Source organism: Agrobacterium sp. K11 (assembly GCF_059429395.1).
Genome location: NZ_JCAHRB010000008.1, coordinates 1 through 26,614, shown reverse-complemented (window position 1 = coordinate 26,614; position 26,614 = coordinate 1). Strand labels below are relative to the sequence as shown.

Here is a 26,614-nt window from a genome sequence, read left to right as displayed (position 1 = left end):
GCGGCCCTTTGGGGAGCCGCCACAAACGTCTTGGGATAGGGAAACAATCAAGCCTTGATGAAGGCCAACAGGTCTGGATTGATCACGTCGGCATGCGTGGTCAGCATCCCGTGCGGGAAGCCCTTGTAGATCTTCATCGTGCTGTTCTTGATCAGCTTGGCCTGAAGCTCTACGGCGGCCTTGTAGGGAACGACCTGGTCGTCATCACCCTGGGTCACCAGCGTGGGAACGGTAATCGCCTTCAAGTCTTCGGTCTGATCTGTCTCCGAAAACGCCTTGATACCTTCATAGTGCGCCACGGCGCTGCCCATCATCCCCTGGCGCCACCAATTGTCGATCACACCCTGCGAAACTTTCGCATCCGGCCGGTTGAAACCATAAAATGGGCCCGACGCAACATCGAGGAAGAACTGCGCGCGATTGGCTGCCAGGGCGCTACGGAACCCATCGAAGACTTCCATCGGCGTGCCATCAGGATTGGCTGCGGTTTTCAGCATCAGCGGCGGAACGGCGCTGACGAGGATAGCCTTTGCCACGCGGCCCTGTGGCTGACCATGCCGTGCGACGTACCGAGCGACTTCGCCGCCGCCTGTGGAGTGACCGATATGAACGGCATTGCGCAGGTCAAGATATTCGGCGACGGCGGAGGCATCGGCAGCGTAATGATCCATGTCGTGACCATTGCTCACCTGGCTGGAGCGTCCATGGCCGCGGCGGTCGTGGGCCACAACACGATATCCCTTGCTGAGTAAGAACAGCATCTGGGCATCCCAGTCGTCTGACGACAGCGGCCACCCATGGTGGAAGACGATCGGCTGTGCATCCTTCGGACCCCAGTCCTTGAAGAATATCTCTACGCCGTCTTTGGTGGTGACGAAATTCGTGGTCATCGATGCAATTCCTTCTGGGTTACGGGAAATTTTCTTTTCGGAAGCCATCGCCGGCATGGCCAAGGCCAGAGAAACCGTGGTGCCGGCCAACAGGACCTGCCGACGGGACAGTGAAAGTTCGTTGATCATGGGCCTCTCCGAAATTTCGCGCGCTCATTCGGCGCCGCGGGTGCTTTCGAACAGGAACCAGGCACGGCGCTCTGCCTCATCCACCCAGTTTTCGATCAGGCTGGCGGTTGCGATGTCGCCATGGTCTTCACAAAGATTGTGTGTCGCCTTCATCAGCGAGACGAGTGTGAGGTTATCGTCGCGAAGCTCGGCCAGCATATCCGCCGGGGTCACGAAATCGGCGTCGTTGTCGAGAAGCCGCTGCAACCTGGAAATATGGCTGATCGAACGAAGTGTGGTGCCGCCGATCTTGCGGGCTCGCTCGGCAATGTCGTCCGTCATGGCGAAGATCTGCTCGCCCTGCTCGTCCAGCATCAGGTGGTAGTCGCGAAAATGCGGACCGCTCATATGCCAGTGAAAATTCTTCGTCTTGAGATAAAGCGCGAAGACATCGGCCAGCAGCGCCGTCAACGCGCCGGAAATATCGGCGGTTGCGTTCGTGCCAAGGGCAGTCGGTGTTGCAAGAGGCGACTTGCGATGTTTTTCAGCGAGGGTGCGGTTCATGGTAATCTCCATTGGGTTTGGGTTTCAGGGTTTCAGGGATTCAGAGCCGTGCAACGATCAGCGGATCGTCGATATCGACAGGAAGAGGCAGGAGGGCTTGCTCGGAAAGGCCCAACTGGCTAGCGATCACATTGGGTGAATAACCGGCCGCCGCTGCTCGGTAACCGATATCTTGTGGCGCGCTGCGACTGAAGAAAATCAGGATATGCAGCGTGCCACTGCCGGTGTTTTCGATGTGATGCGGGTAAGCCGGCGGCACGAAATAGGCGTCACCCGGATGGATCGAATAAGTGTCAGCGCTTCCATCGGGATCAAGGACTGTCATCTGACCGGTCCCTTCGAGCACATAGCCCATTTCGGCGGTCTCGGGGTGCCAGTGCGGTTCGCGCAGGCCAATCTCGCTGATGCGGACAGAAAACATCGAAAGACCATCGAGAACAGACCAAGCCGGAGCCTGCGCGGTCCTTGCAGAGCCCGCCGGCGACGATACGTGCGGCGCTGACTCCTCGACACGGAATTTGAGCCTGTTTGGATGAAGCGCCTGCTTTTCAACGGCTGGCTGGGCCTGCAGGTCGAATATCTCTGTGTTCGCGTTCAGCCTGCCAAAACTCGGCGGCTTTTGCGGTTGCCACTCGAATGTGCTCAGCAGCACGGCGTCGGACATCACGTCGAAGGCGCCAGACAGGCTGAAATCTTCCGGATTCTCGTTCGAAAAGGCAAGGATGAACTCCGCCTCCGTCTCACCGGTATTTTCAATTGCGTGAACCGTGCCTGACGGAACGAAGAACATTTCGCCAATGCCGATAAGAAATACGTCGCGGCTGCCATGATTGCCGACGACAGTCACCAGTGCCTGGCCGCGGACACAGTAGCCCAGTTCATTGGCATTCGCATGCCAGTGAGGCTCCCTGATCGCGTGTGCCGTGAGCACCAGCCTGCGTATTGAAAGGCCTTTGAGGATTGGCAGTTGATTGCGACCAAGGCGCATGATCGATCCCGCCGGGCCTTCGAAGGCTGCAGGCCGGTCCTTGAGAGAAAGAACATGTTTTGAAATCTGCATCTTCAGCTCCTGCCCACATCGTTTGTTTGACGAGACGGTTGTAGGCGAGGATCTGGTTGCGCGGTATCCAATGCTTGGTTAGTCGGACTGACACCTAAGTATAGTGGCTCGCCTGCCGAACCGAGGCTACAAATTCAGGCCCTCCACTGAAGAGACGCTGGATGCCAATGCACCCTGAATGTTCAAGCGCGCCCTTTCACATGGATGTCGCGATCCATCTGAGGCCATCCCAGTCCTGGAATGGCCTTTCTTTTTTGCGCGGTTATGAGATTGAGTTTGCATAGGAATATTGGAATTGCCATTTGCGTTTTGGCAGCAGGGATGGCTTGATAATGCGGTCGATCTCAACGTGGGAAATCTCCTTGCATTCGCTGGTCCTGGTAAACCCGGAAAGACGGCTGCCGGCGCGCTTTGAACTTGGCGTGCTCGTCTGCGCATTTTTGCTCGCAGCGCTGATCTTCTATCTCGATACCTATACCGACATTCACAGCGCGCTTGCCACGCTCTATGTCATCACCTTGCTTCTGTCGGCAGAAACCCTGACAGAAAAAGGAACGATGCTGGTGACCGGTATCTGTATCAGTCTGGCGGCAGTCTCGTATCTTGCAGCTCATGGGCTGCAAACCGACCTCGCCGCAACCCTACGCCTGGCGGTTGCGGTTGCTGCAATGTTGATCACCTGCGCCTTGATCATCCGCAATCAGCGCGCGCGCCTCAATCTTGTGAAATTCAATGCCGCCCTGCAGAGCAGCGAAGAGCGCTACCGGACGATTTTTGAGCAAAGCCGCGTTGCACTTTGGGAGCGCGACTATTCGCAGGTCCGCGCAATGCTGATGGCGTTGAAAGCAGATGGTGTCAAAGACCTTGGTGCTCACGCTCGGGAGAACCCGGATTTTCTGGAGCGATGCATCGTCAGCGTCCCTACCGTTGCCGCCAACGCGGCGGCACTTGAATTGCTGGGCCATGTGGGCAACAACAATCCCGGCTCCATGCGCCGCTATATTGCCCAGGACGACGCCACCTTTCTCGATCTCATCGCGGCAATTTTCAACAACGAGACGCATTTCGAAGGCAAGGGCAGCATCATCACCAGCGATGGCACCAGCAAATTTGTGCTGCTGACCGTTGGCTTTCCTGAAGATCCTGCCAATTTCAACCGTGTCATTGTCGGTATGTTCGACATTACGGAACGGGAACTCGCCCAGAAAGCACTGTTCGAGGCCCAGGCGGAATTGGCATTGGCGTCGCGCGCGGCAACCGTCGGGGCGTTATCTGCCTCGCTCGCGCACGAACTCAATCAGCCGCTCGGCGCCTTGGTGGTCAACGCCCAGACCCTGCAACGCTGGCTGGATCGCGACCCGCCGGATCTGGCAGCCGTTTCCCGCTCAGCTGAGCGCATCGCTCGTGACAGCCAGCGTGCCAGCGACATCATTCAGAGCGCACGATCAATGCTTGGTAACCGCCCGCCCGATATCGAGCCGGTTTCGCTGGCCGATCTCGTCACGGAGACACGCGCGCTGATGGAGAGCGAGCTGGTCAGAAACGGGGTCATTGTTGAAATAGCTGAAGCAAGCGATGTGCCCACCGTCAACGCTGTGCGGATAGAGCTGCAGCAAGTCTTGATCAACCTGATCACCAATTCGCTTCACGCCATGGCCGAAACCCCGGAAGCGATGCGGCGGATATCGGTAACGATCGAGCCTGGGGATGATCAAAGCGTGATCATCAAGGTTCTCGACACAGGTCCCGGGCTCAGTCCGGACGTTCTCAAAAACCTGTTCAAACCATTCTGCACGACCAAACCAACCGGGCTTGGCATGGGCCTTGCCATCTGCCGCAGCATGCTCGAAGCCCGCGGCGGCACGCTGTCTGCCGGCAATCACACCGATGGTGGCGCATTGTTCGAAATGATCGTCCCGATGGAAGCAACCCATGAATGATGCGAGAAAGTCCGCCAAACCGCCGAACGGCGATACGCCGGTTGTCTACGTCGTCGATGACGATACTGCGATACGCGAGGCTTTGGTCGATCTGTTCCTGTCAATTCGAACAGAAGCAAAATCCTTTGAAAGCGCCCAGGACCTGCTCGAAAATGCCGATCTGGACCGACCTGGCTGCATTCTTCTCGACGTTCGCCTGCCCGGTGCGAACGGCCTTGATTTTCAGCTCCACCTGGAAAAACTCGGCAACCGAATGCCGATCATCTTCATGACCGGTCACGGTGATATACCAATGACAGTCCGTGCCATGAAAGCAGGTGCCATCGACTTCCTGACCAAACCTTTTCGGGACCAGGACATCCTCGACGCCGTCTCGGTTGCTTTTCAGAAAGATCGGGAAATGCGCCAGCAATCTGCTGCAAATGGCGCCGTCGTGGAGCTGGCCAAGACATTGACCCGCCGCGAGCATGAGGTCATGACGGCTGTCGTGCAAGGCCTGATGAACAAGCAGATTGCGTTCAACCTCGGGATCAGTGAGATCACGGTCAAGCTGCATCGCGGCAATGTCATGCGCAAAATGGAGGCGCGCTCCGTAGCCGAACTGGTGCGCAAGGCGGAACTGCTGGGCCTTTGAGGCCAAAACCTAGACCCTTGTATGGTGCAATGTTGTGTCTCGATGGCGCATATAGAAGCCAGTTGATTTTAAGAGGCAAGGCCCAATCAAATTGTCCAGAACACCTGTCATAGCCATCGTTGACGACGATCGGTCGATCCGCGAAGCCCTTGACGATCTCGTTTTGTCCTGCGGTTACGAGAGCCGGCTGTTTTCGTCTGCGGAAGACTTTCTGGCCTGCGGTGATCGCGTCGCGATCGACTGCATGCTGGTCGACGTTAAAATGCCAGGCTTGAGCGGCATCCAGATGCAGGACGTGTTAAACTCGCGTGGTGATCAAAAGCCGCCGATGATTTTCATGACATCCTATTGCGACGAGCGAACGAGAGCAGCGGCAATGGATGGCGGTGCATTCGCATTCCTTGGGAAACCAGTCGATTTCAACCAGCTTATACTGTGTCTTGAAGAAGCACTGAAGCACTGAAATTTCCAACACGTTCAGGAGTGGAACCATGTCTGATCAATGCTCGCACCTGCCGACGATCCGATCGGTCAAGCCCATGACGCTTGGCTGCGAGGAATGTCTCGAAACTGGCCAGATATGGCTTCATTTGAGGCTCTGCCGCGAATGTGGTCATGTCGGCTGCTGCGATCAGTCCCCCGGCCGCCACGCGACCGCGCATTTCCACACCACCCGCCACCCCATCATCGAGGGCTATGACCCGCCGGAAGGCTGGGGCTGGTGTTATGTGGACGAAACCATGGTGGACCTGCCTGATCAGACACCGCAACGCGGGCCGATACCGCGATATTACTGAACTTCGCCGAAAGATCGGCGGTGACCTGCGGACGACATTTCCAGCTGGAGGTAACAGATGGCAGATCTCAGCGCGCGCCTGGACCAGATGTTTCCGGTGCTCACCCCCCATCAGGTCGAGACGGCCAAGCGTTTTGCCAGCGGCGAGCCAAAAGATTTCGCCCGTGGTGACTTCGTCTACAAGGTAGGAGACCACGCAGCGCCCGCCTGGCTGGTGCTGAAGGGATCGATGGACGTGTTTCGCCACGAAGGTCTTTCCGGCGAGGCGCCGATCACGACGCATGGAGCAGGCCAGTTGTCTGGCGAAGTCAACCAGCTGTCGGGTCGACCGACACTTGCCGGGGCCCGCGCCGGGTCCGAGGGCTGCACGGCCATTCCCTTTGATGCCGCCCATTTGCGGGCCTTGGTGATCGGATCGGCCGATGTCGGCGAAATCATCATGCGCGCCTTCATCCTGCGCCGCGTCGGTCTGATCGATGCAGGCGCAGGTTCTGTTCTGATTGGAACCGCTGGCAATGCCGCGCTCTCGCGCCTGCAAGGATTTCTAGCCCGCAATGCCTTTCCCCACATCGTGCTTGATGCTGCCATGGAGGGTGAAGGTAAGGCGCTGATCGAACGTCTGGGTATTCTCGCCTCCGACCTTCCGCTAATGGTCTGCCCCAACGGCACCGTGCTCAAGAAACCGACCGATGCGGAGGCCGCAGCATGTCTCGGCATGACGCCGGACCTCAAGCCCGGAAAGCTCTATGACGTCGCTGTTGTCGGCGCTGGACCGGCGGGCCTTGCCACCGCCGTCTATGCCGCTTCGGAAGGGCTCGACGTCCTTGTCATCGATGAACACTCGATTGGGGGGCAGGCCGGCGCTTCGTCCCGGATCGAAAACTATCTCGGCTTCCCGACGGGCATATCCGGACAGGCGCTGGCGGGACGTGCCTACAATCAGGCTCTCAAGTTCGGGGCGGAAATGGTTCTTCCCGTCGCTGTCAAAAATCTGATCCCTCCGAAAGATGACGCCGGTGTGCTGGCGCTCGAACTCGACGGTGGAAAATCGGTGACGGCCCGCAGTGTCGTCATCGCATCCGGCGCTCGCTACAGGCGGCCGGACATCACCAACATTGACGGTTTCGAGGGCAACGGCGTTTCCTATTGGGCCTCGCCGATCGAGGCAAAACTTTGCGCCGGCGAAGAGATCGTCCTGGTTGGCGGCGGCAATTCGGCAGGCCAGGCCATCGTTTTTCTGGCGCCTCAGGTCAAGACACTTCATCTGGTCGTGCGGCGCGCACTCGAAGATACGATGTCGCAATATCTGATCGACCGTATCAAGGCCCTGCCGAACGTCCAACTGCACATGCATTGCGAAGTGGACGCGATCAATGGCGATAACGCCACTGGCATCTCCTCCGCAAGACTGCGCAACCGCCTGGATGGAAGCGTGAACACCTTGCCGCTTCATCATCTCTTCCTTTTTATCGGCGCGGATCCGAACGCTGGCTGGATCAGCAGCCGGGTGCAAACCGATGACAAGGGCTTCATCGTCACTGGGCAATCCTTCGATGAGCATTGTCGTTTTTCCCGCAAGCCATTGCCTCTCGAAACCAGCCTGCCGAATGTCTTTGCCATCGGGGATGTCCGTGCCGGATCGACCAAGCGGGTCGCGGCAGCAGTTGGGGAAGGTGCCGCCGTCGTCTCGCAAATCCACGCCGCACTAAGCCTTATAAAGCCCCCAAACTGAAGCATCCGACCTTTCTCAAAATCAAAAACCCGCTGGCAGAAGCCAGCGGGTTAAAAATATCGTTCTTGAGTACCGTGACAGACAGCCGGTCGATACTCAGATAGCCGACGCACCGAGTTGCCGGCCATAAGCAACGATTTCCCGGCCAACCGCGATGCGATCATCCTCGAACCGCTGCAAGGCACTGGGAAGGTCAACCTCGGACTCCAGGCAGTTGCTCAACGCCATGACATCGCCCGCTGCTTTCGACACGCCCATCGCGGTGTGCGGACGCGCGACAAAGGCGGCGTCGCCGATGAGGACGACCGAACGGCCCGTCATGCGGGGCGACTCGTAGTCGAAAATGCCCTGGATAGAGGGGCTTGGCTCCGCCTCGACCGCCTGGGCGAATTGCGGCGGAAGCATCTGCAGCGCATCGACGCGCAACGCCTCCAGACGGTCGCTCGACAAGCCACCACGCGGCAGCGAAAATGCATGCGTTCGCCCATCCAGATCGGTGAACGTGTGGGCAAGTTCGCTTGCTGGCACTTTGCGATACCAGACCCAGTTATATCGGCGATTGCCGATGTCCATTTCGCCCTTTGAGCCCGGGACAAGATAACCGAGCGCATGTACGCCCGGCCTGACATGAAAGGCAAACCGGTCGAGAAGCAGATTAGCTGCCGTTGGAAGCCTCGTTTCCGGTATCAATCCACGCCATGCGACATAGCCGGAATAGCGGTTTTGAGTGTCTCCGGGATTGACCGCTGCGCGCACCACCGAACCAAGGCCATCGGCACCGATAACCAGATCGGCATTCACCCGCGTGCCGTCACCAAAAATCAGCTCCGCGCCACTCTCGCCATCCAGCACTTTGACGACATCCCGACCCAACACATAGCTTCCTGAAGCGATGCGGGAAGCGACAGTTTCGAATAGGTAATCCCAGGAGATCTGGGTCTGGGGCGCCTTAACGGTCTGGGCGATACGGCCGTCCTGATCGAGATAGATGCGTTCCTTAGCCACCACGCCGATACGGGCGACATGCTCGCAGCCAATCAGCCGGAGAATGTGCAGCAGGTCCCTCTGACCGACGAGGCCAGCTCCCCGACCTGCAAGACCGCTCTTCGATCGCTCGTAAATGCGAACATCGTGGCCAGCCTGTTGTAACATGATGCCAGCGAAGAGGCCGGCAAGCGAACCGCCGACGATTCCTATACGTAGCTTTTCCATCGTTCCGCCCTCAGTTTCCGACAACCGTCGGCGAATGCCGGCGATGATGAAATATTTTCACCGCGAAGGCTGCGAGGCCAAACGCCGCGCCGAGAAGGCTGACGACGAGCCAGCCGCCCTGCCCCCAGGCCAGTGTCGCCATCGCCGAACCTGTGGCACCCCCCAGAAACATGCCAGTCATGAAGACCGTGTTGAGACGGCTACGCGCATCGGCATCCAGGGCATAAATGATGTGCTGGTTAGAAATCAGCGCGCTCTGTATGCCGAAATCAAGTACGATGACGCCTACAACCAAGGAAGCGATCGATGCCCAGAGGCCGAAGATAAGCCAGGCGGCGATCGTCAATCCGGCGCCCATCCAGACCACGAAATGCGGTCCCCGTCTGTCGGCAACAACTCCTGCCAGAGGCGCTGCAAATATGCCGACCGCACCGACGATCCCAAACAGACCCGCGACATCCGCACCGAGCTGAAATTCTGGCCCCGCCAGATAGAGAGCGAGGATGGTCCAGAAGGCCGTGAACGACGCGAACAGAAACGCCTGGATGATGGTCGCTGCCCTCAAGGCCGGGTGGCGTTTCCATAGCTGGCCAAGCGACCGGAGCGCCTGATGATATCGCAAAGTCGAGGTTGGCCGATGATGCGGCAGGACCGCAAACATGAGGCCCGCGGCGAGCAGGGCGAGCGGTACGCCGATCCAGAACATTTCCCGCCAGCCAGCGTGTTCGCCCACAAAGCCCGACAGGGTGCGGCTGAACAATATGCCCGACAATACGCCTGCCATGACGGTGCCGATTGTGGCGCCGCGCTTTTCCGGCGCGGCCAGCGATGCCGCAAATGGCACGATTTGCTGGGCGACTGTCGAGCATGCTCCAACCATGACCGATGCTGCAACCAGCATCCAGGCCGTCGGCGCCAGTGCAGCCAGCGCGAGCGCGGCGGCAAGCACCACGAATTGCCCGATGATCATCCGGCGGCGATTAACGAGGTCGCCGAGCGGCAGTAAAAGGAACAACCCCAGTGCGTAACCGAGTTGCGTTGCGGTGGGCACCATGCCGGTAACTGGCTGCCGACTGAAATCCGCCTCGATAAGCCCGAGCATCGGCTGATTGTAGTAGATGTTTGCGACGGCAATACCGCCCGCGACGGCCATGGCCAGAAGCGCAACTTGTCCGATCGCATCATTGTGGGTGGCGCTTGCCGCCCCGGCTTGCATCTGTCCTGTCTTTTCCATGATACTGTTCCACCGCCAATCTTGATCTGGGCAAAATATGCTCAATCTCGTTGGCCGCACATTCGATAGACGTCTACCTGGACCTATACATCGGTCTAGGTTCGTACTGATGCGTTCGATGCTAGATTTATTCAAACACGCTGAAGGGAGACTGTGATGAGCGAGAAGCGGCCGGATGGGATAGAGCATTACAAAGCGCCAGCAGGTGGCTGGGGCGCACTAAAAGCCGTTGCCAAAACCCTTGCTCACCAGCAGATCATCGCCGAGGGCGCGGCGACATTGTTAAAGGCAAACCAGCCCGAAGGCTTCGATTGTCCCGGCTGCGCCTGGCCCGATCCGAAGCACACAAGTTCGTTTGAGTTCTGCGAGAACGGAGCAAAAGCGATCACCTGGGAATCGACGGCTAAGCGGGTTGGCCCCGATTTCTTTGCCGCTCATTCGGTGACGGATCTCTGGCAATGGACCGACCACAAGCTTGAAGATCAGGGGCGCCTGACGCATCCGCTGATCTATGATCATGCCAGTGACCGCTACGTGCCGATCGAATGGGATGCCGCATTCGCGCGTATTGCCTCGGAGTTGAACGCCCTTCCCAGCCCTCACATGGCCGAGTTCTACACGTCCGGTCGTGCCTCCAACGAAGCGGCGTTTCTCTTTCAGCTCTTCGTTCGCGCCTATGGCACCAACAATTTCCCCGACTGTTCCAACATGTGCCACGAAGCGACCAGCGTCGGTCTACCCCTGTCGATCGGTGTCGGCAAGGGCACTGTAACGCTGGAGGATTTCGATCATGCCGACGCGATCTTTTCGTTCGGGCACAATCCCGGCACCAACCATCCGCGCATGATGACGACATTACATGAGGCCTCCCGCAGGGGTGTGCCGATCGTCGTCTTCAATCCACTCAAGGAGCGGGCGCTGGAGCGGTTTGCAGCCCCGCAGGATCCGATCGAAATGGCGACGATGTCATCCACGCCGATCGCGTCTGCCTATCATCAGGTTCGTACCGGCGGCGATCTTGCCGCACTCAAGGGCATGATGAAGCGCATCTTCGAGCGGGACGCGGCCGATATCGAAGCTGGCGGACCCGGCGTCATCGACCGTGATTTCATCGCGGCGCATACGATTGGCCTCGAAGCCCTGCAAGCCGATATCGACCAGACGCAATGGCCGGAGATTATCGAGAAATCCGGCCTGTCACTGGAAGCGCTCGATAGCGCCGTGGATGTCTACCTCAAGGCGAAAAACGTCATTCTCTGTTATGGCATGGGCATCACACAGCATGCCCACGGCACGGCCAATGTGCAGCAACTCGCCAATTTCCTGATGCTGCGCGGCAATATAGGCCGGCCGGGCGCCGGTATCTGTCCCCTGCGCGGCCATTCCAACGTTCAGGGTGACCGGACCGTCGGCATCACTGAAATTCCCAATGAGGCTCTTCTTGCTGGCATGGAAAAAGCCTTCGGTTTCCGCCCGTCTGGTGAAAAGGGCCATAATGCCGTGGAGGCAATCGAGGCCATCATTGAGGGCAGGTCGAAAGCGTTGGTGTGTCTTGGTGGCAATCTTGCTGTCGCCATGTCCGATCCTGAAGCGACGTTCGCGGGCATGCGGAAACTCGATCTGGCCGTTCATCTTGCGACAAAGCTCAATCGCTCGCATCTGCTGCTGGCAAAGACATCGATCCTCCTGCCGGTTCTGGGCCGAACGGATCTGGATATTCAGGCGACAGGGCGCCAATCCGTCACGGTAGAGGATTCCATGTCGATGGTGCACGCGTCGCGCGGTTTCCTCAAACCGCCAAGCGATGAGTTGCGCTCGGAACCCTGGATCGTTGCCGGCATGGCCAAGGCGACGCTTGGTAATCGACACGACATCGACTGGGACGGCATGGCCGGCGACTATGAGCAGATCCGCGACAAGATCGAAATCGTCTTTCCCGATTTTCATGATTTCAATACGCGCGTGAAAACGCCCGGAGGCTTCCGGCTCACGGTCGCAGCTTCTGATCGTGTGTGGAATACGCCGTCCGGCAAGGCCGAATTTCTCGTCGCACCGGGCCTTGATGAGGACACACGCTTGCACGACCCCGAAGCCCTTGTGCTGACCACCTTGCGCAGTCATGACCAGTACAACACCACCATATACAGCCTCGACGACCGCTACCGTGGTGTCTACGGCCGCCGCGACGTCATCTTCATGAACCAGCGGGACCTTGAGACGCGGGGACTAAGAGACGGAGACCTCATCGATGTCGAAGCAATTTGCGGGAGTGGCGCCAAAACCGCTACCGGATTTACCGCCGTTGCCTACAATATTCCGCCCGGCTCGGTAGCAGGTTATTACCCCGAAATGAACCAGGTCATTGCGCTCGCAGACTACGACAGGAAATCCGGGACCCCAGCATATAAGGGCGTTCCAGTGAGGATACGCCGATCCACGTAGCCGAGTTTGATTTTACCAAACAATCCGGGCCAGCTTCCCAGAAACAGAAGCTTCGTTGCAGCCAGCGACAAGATATCGGCGGCGAAGGACGGAAAATTAGGTAGCCGATACGACGTGTTCCTTGTGTTGAGCGCATTATTAATGATAAGCGTCAGCAATACTCTCAATCCATGATGATATCCAACATCATGGAGACGGCGCCGTCGAAAGGGTTCGGACATGCGGATCACCAAGGAAAAGAAGCAGGAAAATCATGACCGGATTGTTGCGATTGCATCCGGGATGTTTCGCGAACGAGGGTTCGATGGCGTTGGCGTGGCTGACCTGATGGAGGGTGCGGGCCTGACCCATGGTGGATTTTACAACCACTTCGTCTCGAAGGAGGCGCTCATAGCAGAAGCCTCCGCCAAAGGACTTTCCGAAACGTTGGCACGCTATGCCGGGTATGATTTGGGCGAGATGATCGACGCCTACATCTCGCGCACGCATCGTGATGCGCGTGGCCAAGGCTGCACGGCCGCCGCACTGAGCGGGGAAGCAGCGCGGCTGCCAAACGAAACCAGAGCTGTTTTCGGCGAAGGCATCGAGCGCCTTGTTGACGCACTGGAGAGCAATCTTGCGGCGAACCAGCCCGCCGGCTCAAATGCCCGCACGCAAGCCATCAGCATTATGGCGCAAGCTGTCGGGGCCATCGTGCTATCGCGGGCCTGCCCGGACGCATCGGCCCTGGCGGATGAAATTCTTGATATTTGCCGCGCCGATTGCCGGGCCTCTGTCGAAAATGGCGGGCGGGAGCAATAGGGCCGCAGCCATGCGACCCCATCTCCTGCAAAATACGAACTCAGTCTGCGACCTTCACAACGACCTTGCCCCTGGCGCGCCCGGTCTCGACATGGGCCAAGGCCTCCGCCGTCTGAGCAAAGGGAAATACCTTGTCCACGACCGGACGGATCACGCCGGCGTCGATCAGCTTGGCGATCTGGGCAAGTTGTTGCCCTTCCGCGCGCATAAACAGGAAGGAATACAAGACGCCCCGGCTTTTCGCCTTCTTCAGTACGCCCCGGCTCAGCATCCGTACCACCAAGCGCAGGAACATGTTCAGCCCCAGAGATCTGGCAAAGGGAACATCCGGCGGCCCCGAGATCGATATCAACCGACCACCCGGTTTCAGAACATTCAGCGACTTGGCCAGCGTCTTGGCATCCTGACTGTTCAGCACCAGATCATAACCGGATAGCACCTGTTCGAAATCCTGCGTCCTGTAGTCGATCACCACATCGGCGCCGAGGCTTTTGACCAGGTCAATATTCGCGGCACTGGTCGTGGTGGCCACCGTGGCGCCGAGATGCTTGGCAAGCTGGATGGCAAAGGTCCCAACCCCACCGGAACCAGCCTGAATGAACACTTTCTGGCCGGGCTTGACCTTGCCGACCTCCACCAGCGCCTGCCAGGCGGTCAGTCCAACCAGCGGTATGGATGCAGCCTGCTCCATCGAAAGGCTCGCGGGCTTCAGCGCTACATCGGCGGCGTCAATTGCGATGAACTCTGCAAAGGTACCGGCCCGGTGATCCCTCGGGCGGGCGTAAACCTCGTCCCCAGCCTTGAATTGCCGCACATTCGCGCCCACGCTTACAACCGTTCCGGCTAGATCGTGACCCAGAATAAAGGGCGGGCGATAGGGCAGGAACAGCTTGAACTCGCCGTCCCTCACCTTGGAATCCAGAAGGTTGATCGCCGTGGCCTGAATGCGAACCAGAACATCAATCGCGCCCATCTGGGGCTCGGGCATGTCTGCCTGACGCAAGGCGCCCTTCTTTTTGTATTTGTCGACGACGAAGGCTTTCACGGACGTTCTCCAGTGTAAAAATATTATCGGCTCAGATGGCTAAAAAAGCCAAGGCTTTCAGCGCGAACTGAGCATGTTGTTGGAAGGCCCTGCCGTGGCCGTCATTCTCGCTCACGCGATGTTGAATTGCTTGCGCAAGGTTCGATCAAACAGCGCGCGCGGCAGGAAACGCCGGGCAAACGAGGTCTGCCGGGCCGCCTTGCCGGAGGGGTAGCGCAACCGCGGCGCCTTGTCCTGTGCCGCCATCAGGATGGTGGCCGCAACATCATCCGCCGTGTCGCCGGTCGCCATGGCCAAGTCAAACGCCGTGCGGTATCTGGCCAGTGTCTGGCCATAGGCTGCAACCGGACGGTCGCCTTGCGGAGAATTGGCCTCGATCGAGGTTTTCGTTGCCCAAGGCTCGATCACGGCGACACGGATGCCGAACTGGCGAACCTCATGGTCCAGCGATTCCGAATAGCCCTCAATGGCGTGCTTGCTGGCCGAGTAATAGGCTCCAAAAGGACCGGGTATTAAGCCCAGGACAGAGCCGATGTTCAATATCCTGCCATAGCCCTGTTGGCGCATCATCGGCAACACGGCATTGGTCACCCGAACGACACCCAGAAAATTGGTTTCGAACAGCGAACGAACCTGATCCACCGAGCTTTCTTCGGCCGCCCCGGACAGGGCATAACCGGCATTGTTGACCAGAAGGTCGATACGGCCAAGTTCCTGATGTGCCAGCGCCACGGCATCCGAGACAGACAAATCGGAAGTCACGTCACAAGCAATCATCCGAATGCCATCACGTATCTCGCCAGGTGCGGCCTTACGACTCGTGCCAATCACCCGGTAGCCTGCCCGGGCCAGAGCCGTGGCGGCCGCCTTGCCAATCCCACTGGAAGCCCCGGTCACAAAGGCGGTCTTCTGTCTCTTAGTAGCAAACGTCGCCATAGCGTCTTTCTCTCTTTTCGGTATCACCATGGATTGCCGCCAAGGCATATGGTTTTACGACACTAATTTTATGATGATTATCATCATCATCATTGATGATTTTTAATGATATATATCATCATTAAAGTCAAGCGTGACTTTCATGTGGTGAGGGAAAGGGTAACCCTTCAGTGTCGGGACCCGGCACCAATCCGCAAAGGATCAGGCACAGCACACTAATTTGATGGGGCCGCACCAGCGAGCGACCCCAAAAGTAGTCAACGCCCGGCAGCTGCCGCCAAAGAGGGGTAATCGATATAACCCGCGGCACCGCCACCGTAGAGCGTAGCCGGGTTTATCTCTGCCAACGGCGCATCGCTTTTCAATCGCTCAACCAAATCGGGATTGGCAATGAACGGCCGGCCGAAGGCGATCAGATCCGCCCGACCCTCGGCAAGATGCGAAGTCGCCAGCTCGAAGTCATAGCCGTTGTTAGCGATATAGGTCTTGCTGAAGCGACGGCGCAATGATCCGAAGTCGAATGGCGCGACATCGCGCGGCCCACCTGTGGCACCCTCGACGACATGAATGTACACGATGCCAAGGGTTTCGAGCTGATCGACGATGTAATCGAACTGCGCCTGCGGATCAGTACTCGAAATGCCATTGGCGGGCGAGACCGGCGAGATGCGGATGCCGGTGCGTGCAGCGCCGATTTCCTCGACAACCGCGGCCGTGACTTCCAGCATGAGGCGTGCACGGTTTTCGACAGAGCCGCCATAGGCGTCTGTGCGAACATTGGCACCGTCCTTGGCGAACTGATCAAGCAGATAGCCGTTGGCCCCGTGGATCTCGACACCATCGAAACCAGCCTCGATGGCGTTGGCTGCTGCCTGACGGAAATCGTTGACGATCCCAGGAAGCTCTTCCAGTTCAAGGGCACGGGGTTGCGAAACATCCACGAAGGCATTGTTGACGAACGTCTTTGTCTCGGCGCGGATGGCTGAAGGGGCAACCGGCGCTGCGCCGTTCGGCTGGAGATCAACATGGCTGATGCGACCGACGTGCCAGAGCTGGAGGAATATATGGCCACCCTTCTCGTGCACCGCACTGGTGACCTTGCGCCAGCCTTCGATCTGCGCCTGGGTATAGATACCGGGCGTGTCCTGGTATCCCTGCCCCTGCTGTGATATTTGCGTGGCTTCGGAAATGATGAGCCCGGCCGAAGCACGCTGGCCGTAATATTCAGCCGTCAGGTCACCTGCGACAAAGCCCGAACCGGCACGATTGCGCGTCAGGGGCGCCATGACGATCCGGTTGGAAAGCGTCAAGGAGCCGAGCGTATAGGGTTCGAAAAGCGTCTTTTTAGTCATGATTTACCTATGTGTTGCCGCCGCAGCGGTATGGGTTGCGCGGTCTGCTCAAGCGACGGTGCGGTACCGTTCGGCTGGCAGCGCATTGCCGAAGTTGGCCAGCATGGTCTTGCGCGCAGCTTCAAAGGCTTCCCACTGACCGGCATCGGGAAGCGGCGGGATGGTCACCGGCTCGCGACGGTCGAAGCCGACCAGAGCCGCATCCACAAGATCGCCCACCTCCATGACGTTGTTCAGTGCGTTGACGTCGGCGCCGACATGGTCCCAGATTTCGGTTCGTGTCGTGGCGGGAAGAACAGCCTGAACGTAGACGCCCTTCGGTCCAAGCTCGAGGCTAAGCCCCTGAGACAGGAAGAGGACAAAGGCCTTGGTTGCGCCGTAGACCGTCATGCCGAACTCCGGCGCCAGACCAACCACGGAGCCGATGTTGACGATTGCGCCCTCACCTTTCTTGACGAGTCGAGGGGCAATTGCGCTGGCAAGGCGAACGAGTGCAGTCGAGTTGAGTGCAACAAGCCGGGCCATGTCGTCGGTGCTCTGATCGATGAACGTTCCACCGATGGCCGTTCCGGCATTGTTGACGAGGATGCCGATGCTGTCATCGTCGCGCAGTCTCGTCTCTACTTTTGCAAGATCGGCGAGTTGCGTGAGATCCGCCTGGACGATGTCTATGGCCACGCCGGTTTCCTGTCGCAGACGGCTTGCAACGGCCTCCATTCGCGCAACGTCACGGGCGACCAGCACGAGATCGTGGCCGCGCCGCGCAAACCGATCGGCATAGGTTGCACCAATACCGGTGGAGGCGCCGGTGATGAGGACTGCAGGATTTGTGCTCATAGGATTGCTCTTTTCTGTGATGGAACCTATATTCATGACAATCATCATGATTGGATTTAAATATGATAGCCATCATGTAAATGTCAACGACCATGTTGGGAGAATTGTGAAAATGAAGGTCAGCCGAGAACAGATGGCGGAAAACCGTCGCCGGATTCTGGATGTCGCCAGCCGGCTGTTTCGCGACAAGGGGTTCGATGCCGTCAGCGTTGCGGAGGTGATGAAGGCAGCCGGTCTTACTCACGGCGGCTTTTATGGACATTTCAGTTCAAAAGACGATCTGGTCGCGGAGACCCTTGCCCATGCCCTTGCTTCGGATAGCGTCGGAGGAGGCAACTTCAGCGATTTCGTCAAATCCTATCTTGCGCCTCGCCATCGCGACAACGCTGCCGGTGGCTGCCCAACCGCCGGTCTCGCTGCAGCAATTCGCCACCAGACGCCGCCGGCGCGCTCCGCCATGACAGAAGGCCTTCGTGCGCAGATCAGCCGGATCGAAAAGGCACTCCCGCAACTGGACCCGGCAGATCGCCGGCGCACAGCGATAGGAAGCTGGGCGGCCATGGTTGGGGCGGTCATACTCGCCCGGGCAATCGACGATCCGGAACTATCGGACGAGATTCTGGAACAGACGCACGCATGGATCGACAACAGCATCAGTTAGTCCGCAAAAAACGACGACGCGTACCGGCATGACCTCCCACGGAACCTTCATCCAAATGCGATTGGAGGTTCTGCGTTTTTCAACATTCCATTTGGCGCGGTGTGGCAAATCGGTGGCAAAGCGAAGCTTTGATCTCCCGCAGCATTGGAGCCGGGCGCAGTGATGATCCCGGCATAGGCTGCCGGGGTCTGGTATCCGCGTGATGAGTCCGGCCGGAAGATCGGTCCGGATGTGGATGAGATGGAAAACCCCAACCTTTCGACCGTGCTCGGCCAGATGGTGTGCGGCCACGCATTGTTCAGCTCCTGCTGCCCTTAAATGCCGCCGTCAAACCACTCTTCAGGTTTGAGCCGGCACGCATGGACGCCCCTACTCTGCCGCGAGCGCCAGTGGCTGCCCTACGTGCTCGACCGTCTCTTTTTCGGCACCTGCCTTGGGTGGCTTGATCCGGAACCAGACAGCATAGAGGGCCGGAAGGAAGAGCAGGATCATTACCGTGCCTGCTGCCGTTCCACCGATCAGGGTATAGGCCATCGACCCCCAAAATACTGAGTGGGTCAGAGGTATGAACGCCAGGATCGCCGCGAGAGCCGTCAGGATCACGGGTCGTGTCCGCTGCACTGTCGCTTCTATAACGGCATGATAATCATCGAGCCCTGCCGCCTTGTTCTCCTTGATTTGCTCTGTCAGGATAAGCGTGTTGCGCATCAGGATGCCCGCCAGTCCGATCAAGCCGAGAATGGCGTTGAAGCCGAAAGGCTGATTGAACAGGAGCAGGGTCGGAACCACCCCGGCAAGACCAAGCGGCGCTGTCAGCATCACCAGTGTCATTGTCGAGAGACTGCGAACCTGCAGAATGATGACGATCAGCATGGCAGCAATCATCACCGGGAAAACCTGAGCGAGTGCCGTATTGGCCTTGAGAGACTCCTCAATGTTGCCGCCCATCTCGATACGATATCCAACGGGAAGCGACGCGATGAGTGGCTGCAGAGCTTTCATAACCTGCTGGGAAACCTCCGGAGGCTGCGTCGCCTCGTTAATATCAGACCTGATCGTGATGACAGGAGTGCGGTCACGACGCTTCAGGATAGGTTCTTCAAACCGGATTTCGGAGTGCCCGAGTTGATCCAGCGGAACCTGACGGCCATCCCTGCTCATCAGAGAGAAATCGGCAAGACGTGACGGATCGAGGCGGTTTTCGCCAGCACTGCGAGCGACGACGGGCACGTTGCGGATATTGTCGCGCACCTGCGTAACGGGGATGCCGGAGAGCAGCATCTGCAATTGCTGGGCTGCCTCCGATGGAGAAAGACCAATCAGATTGAGCCGCTCCTGGTCGGGCACAAATCGCAGAACGGGTGTTCGGTTGCCCCAGTCACGGTTGGCTTGGCGAACATCGGGGATAGTCTTCATGATCACCAGAGCCTGCTCAGAAATCCTGTAGAGTTCATCCTGATCGGGACCCATGATCCGGAACTCGACCGGGAACGGCGTGTAAGGACCAAACACAAGCTGGGTGACGCGGACGGACGCTTCAGGAACAAGACCCTCCGAAATAGCTGCACGAAGGCGATGCTTCAGTTCTTCACGTGCGTGGGCATCGGGTGTGAGCACGACGACCTTGGCGAAGGCAGGGTCAGGTAGTTCCGGTGCCATGGCAAAGAAGAACCGGGGTGCGCCCTGCCCTACGTAGGACGTGACGATATTGGTCTCAGGCTGAGTTTGCAGCCAGTCCTCGACTTTCTTCACCGCAGATGTCGTCGCCTCAATGCTCGTGCCCTCGGGCATGCGCACCTCGACCAGCACCTCAGGCCGATCCGACGTCGGGAAAAACTGTTGTTTCACGCCGCCCATTCCAACGACCGAAACGGCCATGGAAATGCCGACCACGGCGCAGACCATGAACTTATGGCGGACAGCGAACTCGATGACGGAGCGCAGACGGCGGTAATTCGGCGTGTCATAGATGGCGTGATGACCGCCCTCGACCGGCTTGATGTTGGGCAACATCTTGACGCCGAGATAGGGCGTGAAGGTGACGGCGACGATCCAGGATACTATGAGCGCAAAGCCCACCACCCAAAAGATGTTGCCGGCATATTCACCTGCGGTCGACTTGGCAAAACCCACGGGCATCAGGCCGATGATCGTGACCAGCGTGCCGGACAGCATCGGCGCTGCCGTATGGCTCCAGGCATAGGCGGCCGCCTTGATGCGGTCCATGCCCTCCTCCATCTTCACCACCATCACTTCGATGGCAATGATGGCATCGTCAACTAGAAGGCCAAGCGCGAGGATCAAAGCGCCAAGCGTGATGCGGTCGAAGAAGCGCCCGGTCTCCAGCATGATGAGAAAGACCACCGCAAGGGTGAGTGGCACAGCAAGTGCGACAACAATACCAACGCGCCAGCCAAGTGCCACCAGACTGACAAACAGAACCACGCCAAGCGCCATCGCGAACTTGAGCATGAACTCGCCGACGGCTTCATCGATGTTGACGGCCTGGTCGCTGACTTTGGTAAGCGTCATCCCCAGCGGCAATGTTTGCGCAATGGCGGCAGAGCGAGCCTCAAGCGCCTTGCCGAGATCAAGACCGTTCCATCCCGCCTGCATCACCGCACCCAGCATGATTGTCGGTTCACCCTCGTGGCGGATGATATACGTGGCGGGATCCTGATAACCGCGTCGCACCTCTGCAAGATCGGAGAGCTTCAGGGTTCGTCCAGCAGCAACGATCGGCGTGTCGGCAATCGCCTGCACACTGTTGTAAGCTCCGTCGAAGCGGATAAAGACCTGTGGACCTCGTGTGTCGATGGAACCCGCAGGCGTGACCGTGTTCTGTCGCTGCAACGCAGAAGCGATATCCTGCGCGGATATGCCGAGCGTCGCGAGCTTCGCATAGGAGAACTCGACGAAAATCTGCTCGGGGCGCTCACCGACGATGTTGATTTTCTTGACGCCAGGCACGTGCAGGAGGTCCTGGCGGATGACTTCCGCTTGCCGAACGAGATCGCGCATCGGCATTCCCTTTGCCTTCAGGGCATAGAGGCCGAAACTCACGTCAGAATATTCGTCGTTGACGAATGGGCCCATGACGCCCGGGGGAAGATTGCGGGCTTCGTCGCCAAGCTTCTTGCGCGCCTGATAGAACTCTTCAGCAACCGCACTCGCCGGCGTGTTATCCTTGAGGGTGACGGTCAGGAAAGCGTAACCTGGCCTCGTTGTGGTCTCGACGCGGTCGTACCAGGTCAGTTCCTGAATACGTTTCTCAAGCGGCTCGGCGACGAGGTCCTGCATTTCTCGCGCTGTTGCACCCGGCCAGACTGACGTGACCGTCAATGTCTTGATGGTGAAGGACGGATCCTCGGCGCGCCCCAGCTTGACGAAAGCGTAGACGCCGGCTGCGGCCAGCAGCACGATAAAGAACAGGGTGATAGCGCGTTCGCGAACCGCGATGGCTGACAGGTTGAAGCGCATTAGTTTTTCACCTCTTGGCTCGAGGCAATCCTGACGGTCGCACCATCGTCGAGAAGATGGGCGCCGAGGGCAACGACCTGCTCCCCGGTGCCGATCCCCGTGACAAATGCCGTCTCCTCGCCAATCTGCTGAACTTTAATCGGGGTGAACTTCACCTTTGACGTGGCGCCGTCGACGACCCACACACCTGTGCGATTACCGTCGTCCAGAATGGCGCCGACGGGCACGGCGACCTCCGACTGGCGTTCGGCATCCGGTGTTCTGATTGTTACAGTGGCGCCAAGCGGTGCTGAGGCCGCATCACCCTCAAGAATGTAACGCGCTTCATAGGTTCTCGTTTGAGGATCAGCCGAATCGGAGATTTGTCGCAGTCTGGCGTTTCCACTAAGCCCGTCGCTTCCATAAACACTGGCCTGTGCTTCCGATCCCACCTTAGGTCGCAGTGTCTCAGGCAGCCAGACGACCGCCTCGCGAGGGCCCGCCTTTGCGAGTTGAACAACCGTCTGGCCGGCGGCCACCACTTGTCCCGGATCGCCGAGAGTTTCAACGACCGTTCCATCCGAGTCAGCAACAAGAGTGGTGTAGGTTGCCGCGTTCTCGGCCACCTCCGCTTCCGCCTCGGCCGCCGCAAGCTGTGCTGTCGCTGTATCGAGAGCCGCCTTTGCCTGTTCATAACGCTGGGGCGTGGCCGCCAGGCCATTCTTGACCAGTGCCGCATAGCGCTTCTCATCGGCTTGCGCCTGAAGCAGAATAGCACGCGCTGATATGACCGAGTTCCGCTTTGCTGTCAGTGCAAGCTGAAGATCGGTCTCATCAATGCGCATCAGCGGTTGGCCCTGTTTGACCTGCTGACCGACATCGACCAGCCGCTCCACGATTTTACCGGGAACGCGAAATCCGAGATTGCTTTGAACGCGCGATGCGACCGTCCCGGTGAATGACCGGTCGGCCCTGCCGGTCCTTTTCGCCTCCGCAATCCTTACCAGTAGTGAAGCCGTCCTTGGGTCTGCGGCCTCGGCTTCCCGTTTTGGGGTTTCAGAAACGAGGAAAAAGGCGGCGGCCCCAGCCGCTGCGACAAGACCCACGACAGTCAGGACATGTTTGCGTTTCATTGTAAGTTCTCTTCTTGACCAGCGGTGCAAATGATTTAGATTGCGATCTAAATCTATGTGCGCTATAAATGTCAAACGAAATCTAACCGGAGGTCGATATGAGAGTGAGCCGGGCACAAGCCGAGGAAAATCGGGAGACGGTGATCAACGTTGCCAGCCGTCTGTTTCGCGAGCACGGATTCGATGGCATTGGCCTGAAAGATTTGATGAAGGGTGCAGGACTCACTCAAGGCGGGTTCTACAAGCAGTTTGCATCGAAGGACGATCTTGCAGCCCAGGCTTCGAGGCGCGCAATGGAAAGCGCTACACGCAGATGGTCTGAAGCGGCTGCGGACAGTTCCGATCCTCTCGAAGCAGTGATGGCGTTCTATCTGTCCAAGGACCACCGTGGAGAAAAGGCAGAAGGTTGCCCCCTGGTGGCACTGGGGTCGGACGCTACTCGGCAGAGTGAAGAAGTCAGGCGTCCATTCGAGGATGGGATACGCGCTCACTTCGAGGTGCTCAATGAACTGCTTGATGACACCAGAAGCTCCAATCCCAGCGGCAAAGCGATGGCGATCCTGTCTCTCATGGTCGGCGCCGTTACCCTGTCGCGGATCATGGAAGACGAGAATACGTCTCAAGGAATCCTCGACGCAGCGGCGGAGGAGATCAGGCGCATCGCAGGCGCTGATCATGCGGTCTGAGGATCGCGCTCGGTAGCTAGGGAAAACAAAAATCAAACGCAGTCGCCGCGTCGGGTTCGGGCGGATGCGATTTAGGCACTGAAGAAACTGCATATCCGGAGAACAGGCCCTGACCGCACCGTCGGTCGGGATGCCGAAGGCATGCCAATTTAAACGAAGAACAGGTGTAAAACATGCGTCGTATCGTTGTCACAGGAATGGGAGCTGTCAGTCCCCTTGGAGCGAATGTCGGTATCTCCTGGTCGCGCCTGCTTGCGGGTCGAAGTGGCATTCGACGGCTGGGTGACGACGTGGTGGCGGACCTGCCATCGAAAATCGGGGGCGTTGTCCCCTCATTGATGGAAGATCCCGAGGGCGGCTTCGATCCCGACACCATTGTGGCTCCGAAGGACCAACGCAAGGTCGACCGTTTTATCATATTTGCACTGGCAGCCGCGGAAGAAGCGCTTGCACAAGCAAACTGGAAGCCGACCTCGAATGAGGAACGGCTGAGGACCGCGACGATTATCGCGTCCGGTATCGGCGGCTTTCCTGCGATAACCGAAGCGGTCCGCACCGTCGATCAACGCGGTGTCCGTCGCCTTTCGCCCTTCACCATACCGTCGTTTCTGGTCAATCTCGCAGCAGGGCATGTCTCAATCCGTCATGGCTTCAAAGGCCCTCTCGGTGCACCGGTAACCGCGTGCGCCGCCGGCGTTCAGGCAATTGGCGATGCTGCGAGGCTTATTCGGTCAAATGAAGCCGAAATTGCGATATGCGGCGGAACAGAAGCCTGCATGAACGTCGTCAGCCTCGGAGGTTTTGCAGCCGCCAGATCTCTGTCGACTGCTTTCAACGAAACGCCGGACAAGGCATCGCGCCCCTTCGACACATCACGCGATGGCTTCGTCATGGGCGAAGGAGCGGGCATGCTTGTCATTGAATCCCTGAGCCATGCACTTGCTCGCGGCGCTACACCAATTGCCGAACTCGTCGGCTACGGCACGACAGCCGACGCTCATCACATCACGTCAGGACCAGAAGACGGGAACGGTGCCAAAAGAGCCATGGAGATCGCCATTGCGCAGGCAGGCATTTCCCCCCGCGAAATAGGTCATCTGAATGCCCACGCCACCTCGACCCCGGTCGGAGACCTCGGCGAAATCAGGGCCATCAAAAGTATCTTTGGTTCCGAGAAGACTGTCGCTGTCAGCGGGACGAAGTCAGCGACAGGACACCTACTTGGCGCGGCTGGAGGATTGGAAGCAATCTTCACCATTCTGGCACTCCAGCACCAGATTGCGCCGCCAACTCTCAACCTGAATGCTCCGGATCCGGAAGCCGAAGGCATCGATTTTGTGGCGAACCACGCGCGCCAATTAGACGCTGAATTCGCAATATCCAATGGTTTCGGTTTTGGCGGTGTCAATGCGAGCGCAGTGTTCCGGCGGTGGCCGAATGCAAACGGTGCTGGCTGACAATCACCGTCGCGCCACCACACGCTGAAACTGTTTTCGCTTGGGACTTGAACGTCAATGAACCAAACCTTGGGCACGACACCGGACATACTGCACCTCAAACCGAGGATTGCCGTTATAGGCGTCGGCGGCGGTGGTGGTAATGCGGTCAACAACATGATGGCGCAGAAGCTGCAAGGGGTAGAATTCGTTGCAGCAAACACCGATGCACAAGCTCTCTCCATGTCCAAAGCCCCACGAGTTGTGCAACTCGGCCTGATCGCGACTGGCGGGCTTGGGGCCGGATCACTCGCCGAGGTCGGACAAGCGGCGGCCGAAGAAACGATCGACGAAATCATGGACCATCTGACCGGGATGCATATGTGTTTCGTGACCGCGGGCATGGGGGCGGCACTGGAACGGGCGCCGCGCCTGTTATAGCTCGAGCTGCGCGGAAGGCCGGAATACTGACGGTCGGCGTGGTAACCATGCCATTCGCATTTGAGGGCATACATCGAATGCGAATGGCCCGACACGGGGTAGAGTGTCTAGCCGAAAGCGCGGATACCGTGATCGTGATCCCAAATCAGAACCTCTTCCGGGTGGCAGATGCCGCAACGACGTTTGCTGAGGCTTTCGAAATGGCGGATCGGGTTCTTTATGCAGGCGTCAGCTCCGTCGTCGATTTGATTGTCAGGGAAGGGCTTATCAATCTCGATTTCGCCGACCTAAGGTCAGTGATGCGCGGTATGGGCCGAGCTGTGATGGGCACGGGAGAAGCGGCAGGCGAAGGACGTGCAAGAGCTGCCGCCGAAGCAGCGATTGCTAATCCGCTTTTTGACGACACATCGGTCAAAGGTGCCAAAGGGCTCCTCGTCTCGATTTCCGGTGGACCGGACATGACGCTGTTCGATGTGGACGAAGCAGCCACGCGCGTGCGCGAAGAGGTCGACGCTAACGCCGATGTCGTGATCGGCGCGACGTTCGACGATGCGCTTGCGGGTCGACTGAAAGTCTCCGTTGTCGCGAGCGGATTGCGACAACCGGCAGAGGTGATCTTTCTTGCGGAGCGCACGGGGTGAGCCAGCTCCTTTGCACCCTCGAGCGAACATGTCCTTGCAGACTTGAGAGTGCCTGCGTGTCCGCTACCGCCCGGCCCAAGATAGGGCGACATAGAAAATTCCAGTGAAATCGATCGAGAGGAAACAGCACATGCTGAAGCACTTCTTAGAGAAATGGCGTCTATGGGAAGAAGCATTCCTCGGTATCGATGATTTGCAGGGGGACTACCTCTTCTCCTTGGAAAAGCGCGTGGCTCGGCTCGAGGCAGCTACGGAGGCGCTAGATAGAAAACGCCTGCCTGCGACCTTGCCCGAATCTGCCGAAACAACGCCACGTCGGTGACGCGGAAACCCTGATCACAAAGTGAATGCCGCTCTGAGCGCTTGAAGTGCTTGTTCCGGCTCGTGTTTTACAAAGGCCTAGGTGCACGCTATCAGAGCCCCACGGGCTATACCGCCAGCAATTCATTTGCGGTATCCAAGGCCCTAAACGCAAAGTGCCCTCCGGGATGGGAGGGCTTTGTTGTTGATAGTCTTGAAGATATTGGTTGCGGGGGCAGGATTTGAACCTGCGGCCTTCAGGTTATGAGCCTGA

The 26,614-nt window shown here is 58.4% G+C and carries 22 protein-coding genes and 2 pseudogenes; 12 read left to right on the top strand and 12 right to left on the bottom strand.

What is annotated here, in order from left to right; translation table 11 throughout:
* Nucleotides 1-47: 47 nt before the first annotated feature.
* Genes AC5SEO_RS15030 through AC5SEO_RS15020 form a run of 3 tightly spaced genes read right to left on the bottom strand, consistent with a single transcriptional unit; the run spans nt 48 to nt 2,622 of the window.
* Nucleotides 48-1,019 (bottom strand): alpha/beta fold hydrolase, encoded by a 972-nt coding sequence (locus AC5SEO_RS15030; RefSeq protein WP_174069038.1) that lies wholly within the window; start codon nt 1,017-1,019, stop codon nt 48-50.
* A gap of 24 nt (nt 1,020-1,043) precedes the next feature.
* Nucleotides 1,044-1,562 (bottom strand): Dps family protein, encoded by a 519-nt coding sequence (locus tag AC5SEO_RS15025; protein WP_003519251.1) that lies wholly within the window; start codon nt 1,560-1,562, stop codon nt 1,044-1,046.
* A 40-nt stretch (nt 1,563-1,602) separates the two neighbouring features.
* Nucleotides 1,603-2,622, bottom strand: a complete 1,020-nt coding sequence (locus AC5SEO_RS15020) for a cupin domain-containing protein (protein ID WP_174069036.1) — start codon at nt 2,620-2,622, stop codon at nt 1,603-1,605.
* Between the two features lie 362 nt (nt 2,623-2,984).
* Here AC5SEO_RS15020 and AC5SEO_RS15015 point away from each other — a divergent pair, with 362 nt between their 5' ends.
* The 5 genes from AC5SEO_RS15015 (at nt 2,985) to AC5SEO_RS14995 (ending at nt 7,724) form a co-directional block, all read left to right on the top strand.
* A complete protein-coding gene (locus tag AC5SEO_RS15015; RefSeq protein ID WP_174069034.1) occupies nt 2,985-4,562 on the top strand; it encodes an ATP-binding protein in 1,578 nt (525 codons plus the stop codon).
* Complete coding sequence (locus tag AC5SEO_RS15010) at nt 4,555-5,196, top strand: response regulator transcription factor (protein ID WP_013762159.1); 642 nt, start codon at nt 4,555-4,557, stop codon at nt 5,194-5,196. The genes AC5SEO_RS15015 and AC5SEO_RS15010 overlap by 8 nt, the downstream gene beginning before the upstream one ends.
* Before the next feature lie 91 nt (nt 5,197-5,287).
* A complete protein-coding gene (locus tag AC5SEO_RS15005) occupies nt 5,288-5,659 on the top strand; it encodes a response regulator transcription factor (RefSeq protein ID WP_065663393.1) in 372 nt (123 codons plus the stop codon).
* A gap of 28 nt (nt 5,660-5,687) precedes the next feature.
* Nucleotides 5,688-5,993, top strand: a complete 306-nt coding sequence (locus AC5SEO_RS15000) for a UBP-type zinc finger domain-containing protein (protein ID WP_003519260.1) — start codon at nt 5,688-5,690, stop codon at nt 5,991-5,993.
* 57 nt (nt 5,994-6,050) lie between these two features.
* On the top strand, nt 6,051-7,724 hold the full coding sequence (locus AC5SEO_RS14995; RefSeq protein WP_174069033.1) for an FAD-dependent oxidoreductase: 1,674 nt from the start codon (nt 6,051-6,053) through the stop codon (nt 7,722-7,724).
* A 96-nt stretch (nt 7,725-7,820) separates the two neighbouring features.
* Here the strand turns inward: AC5SEO_RS14995 and AC5SEO_RS14990 are convergent, their stop codons facing one another.
* Together AC5SEO_RS14990 and AC5SEO_RS14985 are read right to left on the bottom strand one after the other, a co-directional pair.
* Nucleotides 7,821-8,936 (bottom strand): FAD binding domain-containing protein, encoded by a 1,116-nt coding sequence (locus AC5SEO_RS14990; protein ID WP_065658408.1) that lies wholly within the window; start codon nt 8,934-8,936, stop codon nt 7,821-7,823.
* Between the two features lie 10 nt (nt 8,937-8,946).
* Complete coding sequence (locus AC5SEO_RS14985; protein WP_013762156.1) at nt 8,947-10,170, bottom strand: MFS transporter; 1,224 nt, start codon at nt 10,168-10,170, stop codon at nt 8,947-8,949.
* Nucleotides 10,171-10,326: 156 nt separating this feature from the next.
* On the opposite strand from AC5SEO_RS14985, the gene AC5SEO_RS14980 reads away from it, so the two are divergent.
* Both AC5SEO_RS14980 and AC5SEO_RS14975 read left to right on the top strand, forming a co-directional pair.
* Nucleotides 10,327-12,612, top strand: coding sequence for an FdhF/YdeP family oxidoreductase (locus AC5SEO_RS14980; RefSeq protein WP_174069031.1), 2,286 nt, complete (start codon nt 10,327-10,329; stop codon nt 12,610-12,612).
* Between the two features lie 219 nt (nt 12,613-12,831).
* The gene (locus AC5SEO_RS14975; protein WP_025595177.1) at nt 12,832-13,413 is read left to right on the top strand and encodes a TetR/AcrR family transcriptional regulator; all 582 of its coding nucleotides are present in this window, start codon (nt 12,832-12,834) and stop codon (nt 13,411-13,413) included.
* Between the two features lie 40 nt (nt 13,414-13,453).
* Here the strand turns inward: AC5SEO_RS14975 and AC5SEO_RS14970 are convergent, their stop codons facing one another.
* The 4 genes from AC5SEO_RS14970 to AC5SEO_RS14955 all read right to left on the bottom strand — a co-directional run bounded on the left by AC5SEO_RS14970 (nt 13,454) and on the right by AC5SEO_RS14955 (nt 17,583).
* A complete protein-coding gene (locus AC5SEO_RS14970; RefSeq protein WP_174069029.1) occupies nt 13,454-14,458 on the bottom strand; it encodes a zinc-binding dehydrogenase in 1,005 nt (334 codons plus the stop codon).
* Nucleotides 14,459-14,569: 111 nt separating this feature from the next.
* A complete protein-coding gene (locus AC5SEO_RS14965) occupies nt 14,570-15,394 on the bottom strand; it encodes an oxidoreductase (protein WP_003519271.1) in 825 nt (274 codons plus the stop codon).
* A 257-nt stretch (nt 15,395-15,651) separates the two neighbouring features.
* Nucleotides 15,652-16,746 carry an alkene reductase gene (locus AC5SEO_RS14960; protein ID WP_174069028.1) on the bottom strand — a complete coding sequence of 365 codons (1,095 nt, stop codon included), beginning with the start codon at nt 16,744-16,746 and terminating at the stop codon, nt 15,652-15,654.
* 48 nt (nt 16,747-16,794) lie between these two features.
* Entirely contained in the window at nt 16,795-17,583 is a 789-nt protein-coding gene (locus AC5SEO_RS14955; protein WP_025595179.1) for an SDR family NAD(P)-dependent oxidoreductase, read from the bottom strand.
* A gap of 112 nt (nt 17,584-17,695) precedes the next feature.
* Between AC5SEO_RS14955 and AC5SEO_RS14950 the strand changes: the two genes are divergently transcribed.
* Nucleotides 17,696-18,244: a TetR/AcrR family transcriptional regulator gene (locus AC5SEO_RS14950; RefSeq protein ID WP_035199997.1), complete on the top strand. Its 549-nt coding sequence runs from the start codon at nt 17,696-17,698 to the stop codon at nt 18,242-18,244.
* A 47-nt stretch (nt 18,245-18,291) separates the two neighbouring features.
* On the opposite strand, the pseudogene AC5SEO_RS14945 reads toward AC5SEO_RS14950, so the two are convergent.
* From AC5SEO_RS14945 to AC5SEO_RS14935, 3 genes and pseudogenes are all read right to left on the bottom strand, one after another.
* Nucleotides 18,292-18,462 (bottom strand): annotated as a pseudogene (locus tag AC5SEO_RS14945) (IS3 family transposase); the annotation flags it as partial.
* 151 nt (nt 18,463-18,613) lie between these two features.
* Complete coding sequence (locus AC5SEO_RS14940) at nt 18,614-21,724, bottom strand: efflux RND transporter permease subunit (RefSeq protein ID WP_495363890.1); 3,111 nt, start codon at nt 21,722-21,724, stop codon at nt 18,614-18,616.
* The gene (locus tag AC5SEO_RS14935; RefSeq protein ID WP_174069026.1) at nt 21,724-22,836 is read right to left on the bottom strand and encodes an efflux RND transporter periplasmic adaptor subunit; all 1,113 of its coding nucleotides are present in this window, start codon (nt 22,834-22,836) and stop codon (nt 21,724-21,726) included. Before AC5SEO_RS14935 ends, AC5SEO_RS14940 begins: the two co-directional genes overlap by 1 nt.
* Before the next feature lie 98 nt (nt 22,837-22,934).
* Between AC5SEO_RS14935 and AC5SEO_RS14930 the strand changes: the two genes are divergently transcribed.
* The 4 genes and pseudogenes from AC5SEO_RS14930 to AC5SEO_RS14915 all read left to right on the top strand — a co-directional run bounded on the left by AC5SEO_RS14930 (nt 22,935) and on the right by AC5SEO_RS14915 (nt 26,362).
* A complete protein-coding gene (locus AC5SEO_RS14930) occupies nt 22,935-23,522 on the top strand; it encodes a TetR/AcrR family transcriptional regulator (protein WP_080849832.1) in 588 nt (195 codons plus the stop codon).
* A gap of 173 nt (nt 23,523-23,695) precedes the next feature.
* Nucleotides 23,696-24,979 carry a beta-ketoacyl-ACP synthase II gene (gene fabF, locus AC5SEO_RS14925; RefSeq protein WP_174069025.1) on the top strand — a complete coding sequence of 428 codons (1,284 nt, stop codon included), beginning with the start codon at nt 23,696-23,698 and terminating at the stop codon, nt 24,977-24,979.
* Nucleotides 24,980-25,036: 57 nt separating this feature from the next.
* Nucleotides 25,037-26,040 (top strand): annotated as a pseudogene (gene ftsZ, locus AC5SEO_RS14920) (cell division protein FtsZ).
* 130 nt (nt 26,041-26,170) lie between these two features.
* On the top strand, nt 26,171-26,362 hold the full coding sequence (locus AC5SEO_RS14915) for a hypothetical protein (protein ID WP_019566799.1): 192 nt from the start codon (nt 26,171-26,173) through the stop codon (nt 26,360-26,362).
* The last annotated feature ends 252 nt before the right edge of the window (nt 26,363-26,614 follow it).

Excerpts from the sequence above, each read along its gene's own strand:
- AC5SEO_RS15030 (WP_174069038.1), bottom strand. The coding sequence starts at position 1,019 with ATGATCAACGAACTTTCACTGTCCCGTCGGCAGGTCCTGTTGGCCGGC.
- AC5SEO_RS15025 (WP_003519251.1), bottom strand. The coding sequence starts at position 1,562 with ATGAACCGCACCCTCGCTGAAAAACATCGCAAGTCGCCTCTTGCAACA.
- AC5SEO_RS15020 (WP_174069036.1), bottom strand. The coding sequence starts at position 2,622 with ATGCAGATTTCAAAACATGTTCTTTCTCTCAAGGACCGGCCTGCAGCC.
- AC5SEO_RS15010 (WP_013762159.1), top strand. The coding sequence starts at position 4,555 with ATGAATGATGCGAGAAAGTCCGCCAAACCGCCGAACGGCGATACGCCG.
- AC5SEO_RS15000 (WP_003519260.1), top strand. The coding sequence starts at position 5,688 with ATGTCTGATCAATGCTCGCACCTGCCGACGATCCGATCGGTCAAGCCC.
- AC5SEO_RS14995 (WP_174069033.1), top strand. The coding sequence starts at position 6,051 with ATGGCAGATCTCAGCGCGCGCCTGGACCAGATGTTTCCGGTGCTCACC.
- AC5SEO_RS14990 (WP_065658408.1), bottom strand. The coding sequence starts at position 8,936 with ATGGAAAAGCTACGTATAGGAATCGTCGGCGGTTCGCTTGCCGGCCTC.
- AC5SEO_RS14985 (WP_013762156.1), bottom strand. The coding sequence starts at position 10,170 with ATGGAAAAGACAGGACAGATGCAAGCCGGGGCGGCAAGCGCCACCCAC.
- AC5SEO_RS14980 (WP_174069031.1), top strand. The coding sequence starts at position 10,327 with ATGAGCGAGAAGCGGCCGGATGGGATAGAGCATTACAAAGCGCCAGCA.
- AC5SEO_RS14975 (WP_025595177.1), top strand. The coding sequence starts at position 12,832 with ATGCGGATCACCAAGGAAAAGAAGCAGGAAAATCATGACCGGATTGTT.
- AC5SEO_RS14965 (WP_003519271.1), bottom strand. The coding sequence starts at position 15,394 with ATGGCGACGTTTGCTACTAAGAGACAGAAGACCGCCTTTGTGACCGGG.
- AC5SEO_RS14960 (WP_174069028.1), bottom strand. The coding sequence starts at position 16,746 with ATGACTAAAAAGACGCTTTTCGAACCCTATACGCTCGGCTCCTTGACG.
- AC5SEO_RS14955 (WP_025595179.1), bottom strand. The coding sequence starts at position 17,583 with ATGAGCACAAATCCTGCAGTCCTCATCACCGGCGCCTCCACCGGTATT.
- AC5SEO_RS14950 (WP_035199997.1), top strand. The coding sequence starts at position 17,696 with ATGAAGGTCAGCCGAGAACAGATGGCGGAAAACCGTCGCCGGATTCTG.
- AC5SEO_RS14940 (WP_495363890.1), bottom strand. The coding sequence starts at position 21,724 with ATGCGCTTCAACCTGTCAGCCATCGCGGTTCGCGAACGCGCTATCACC.
- AC5SEO_RS14935 (WP_174069026.1), bottom strand. The coding sequence starts at position 22,836 with ATGAAACGCAAACATGTCCTGACTGTCGTGGGTCTTGTCGCAGCGGCT.
- AC5SEO_RS14930 (WP_080849832.1), top strand. The coding sequence starts at position 22,935 with ATGAGAGTGAGCCGGGCACAAGCCGAGGAAAATCGGGAGACGGTGATC.
- fabF (WP_174069025.1), top strand. The coding sequence starts at position 23,696 with ATGCGTCGTATCGTTGTCACAGGAATGGGAGCTGTCAGTCCCCTTGGA.
- AC5SEO_RS14915 (WP_019566799.1), top strand. The coding sequence starts at position 26,171 with ATGCTGAAGCACTTCTTAGAGAAATGGCGTCTATGGGAAGAAGCATTC.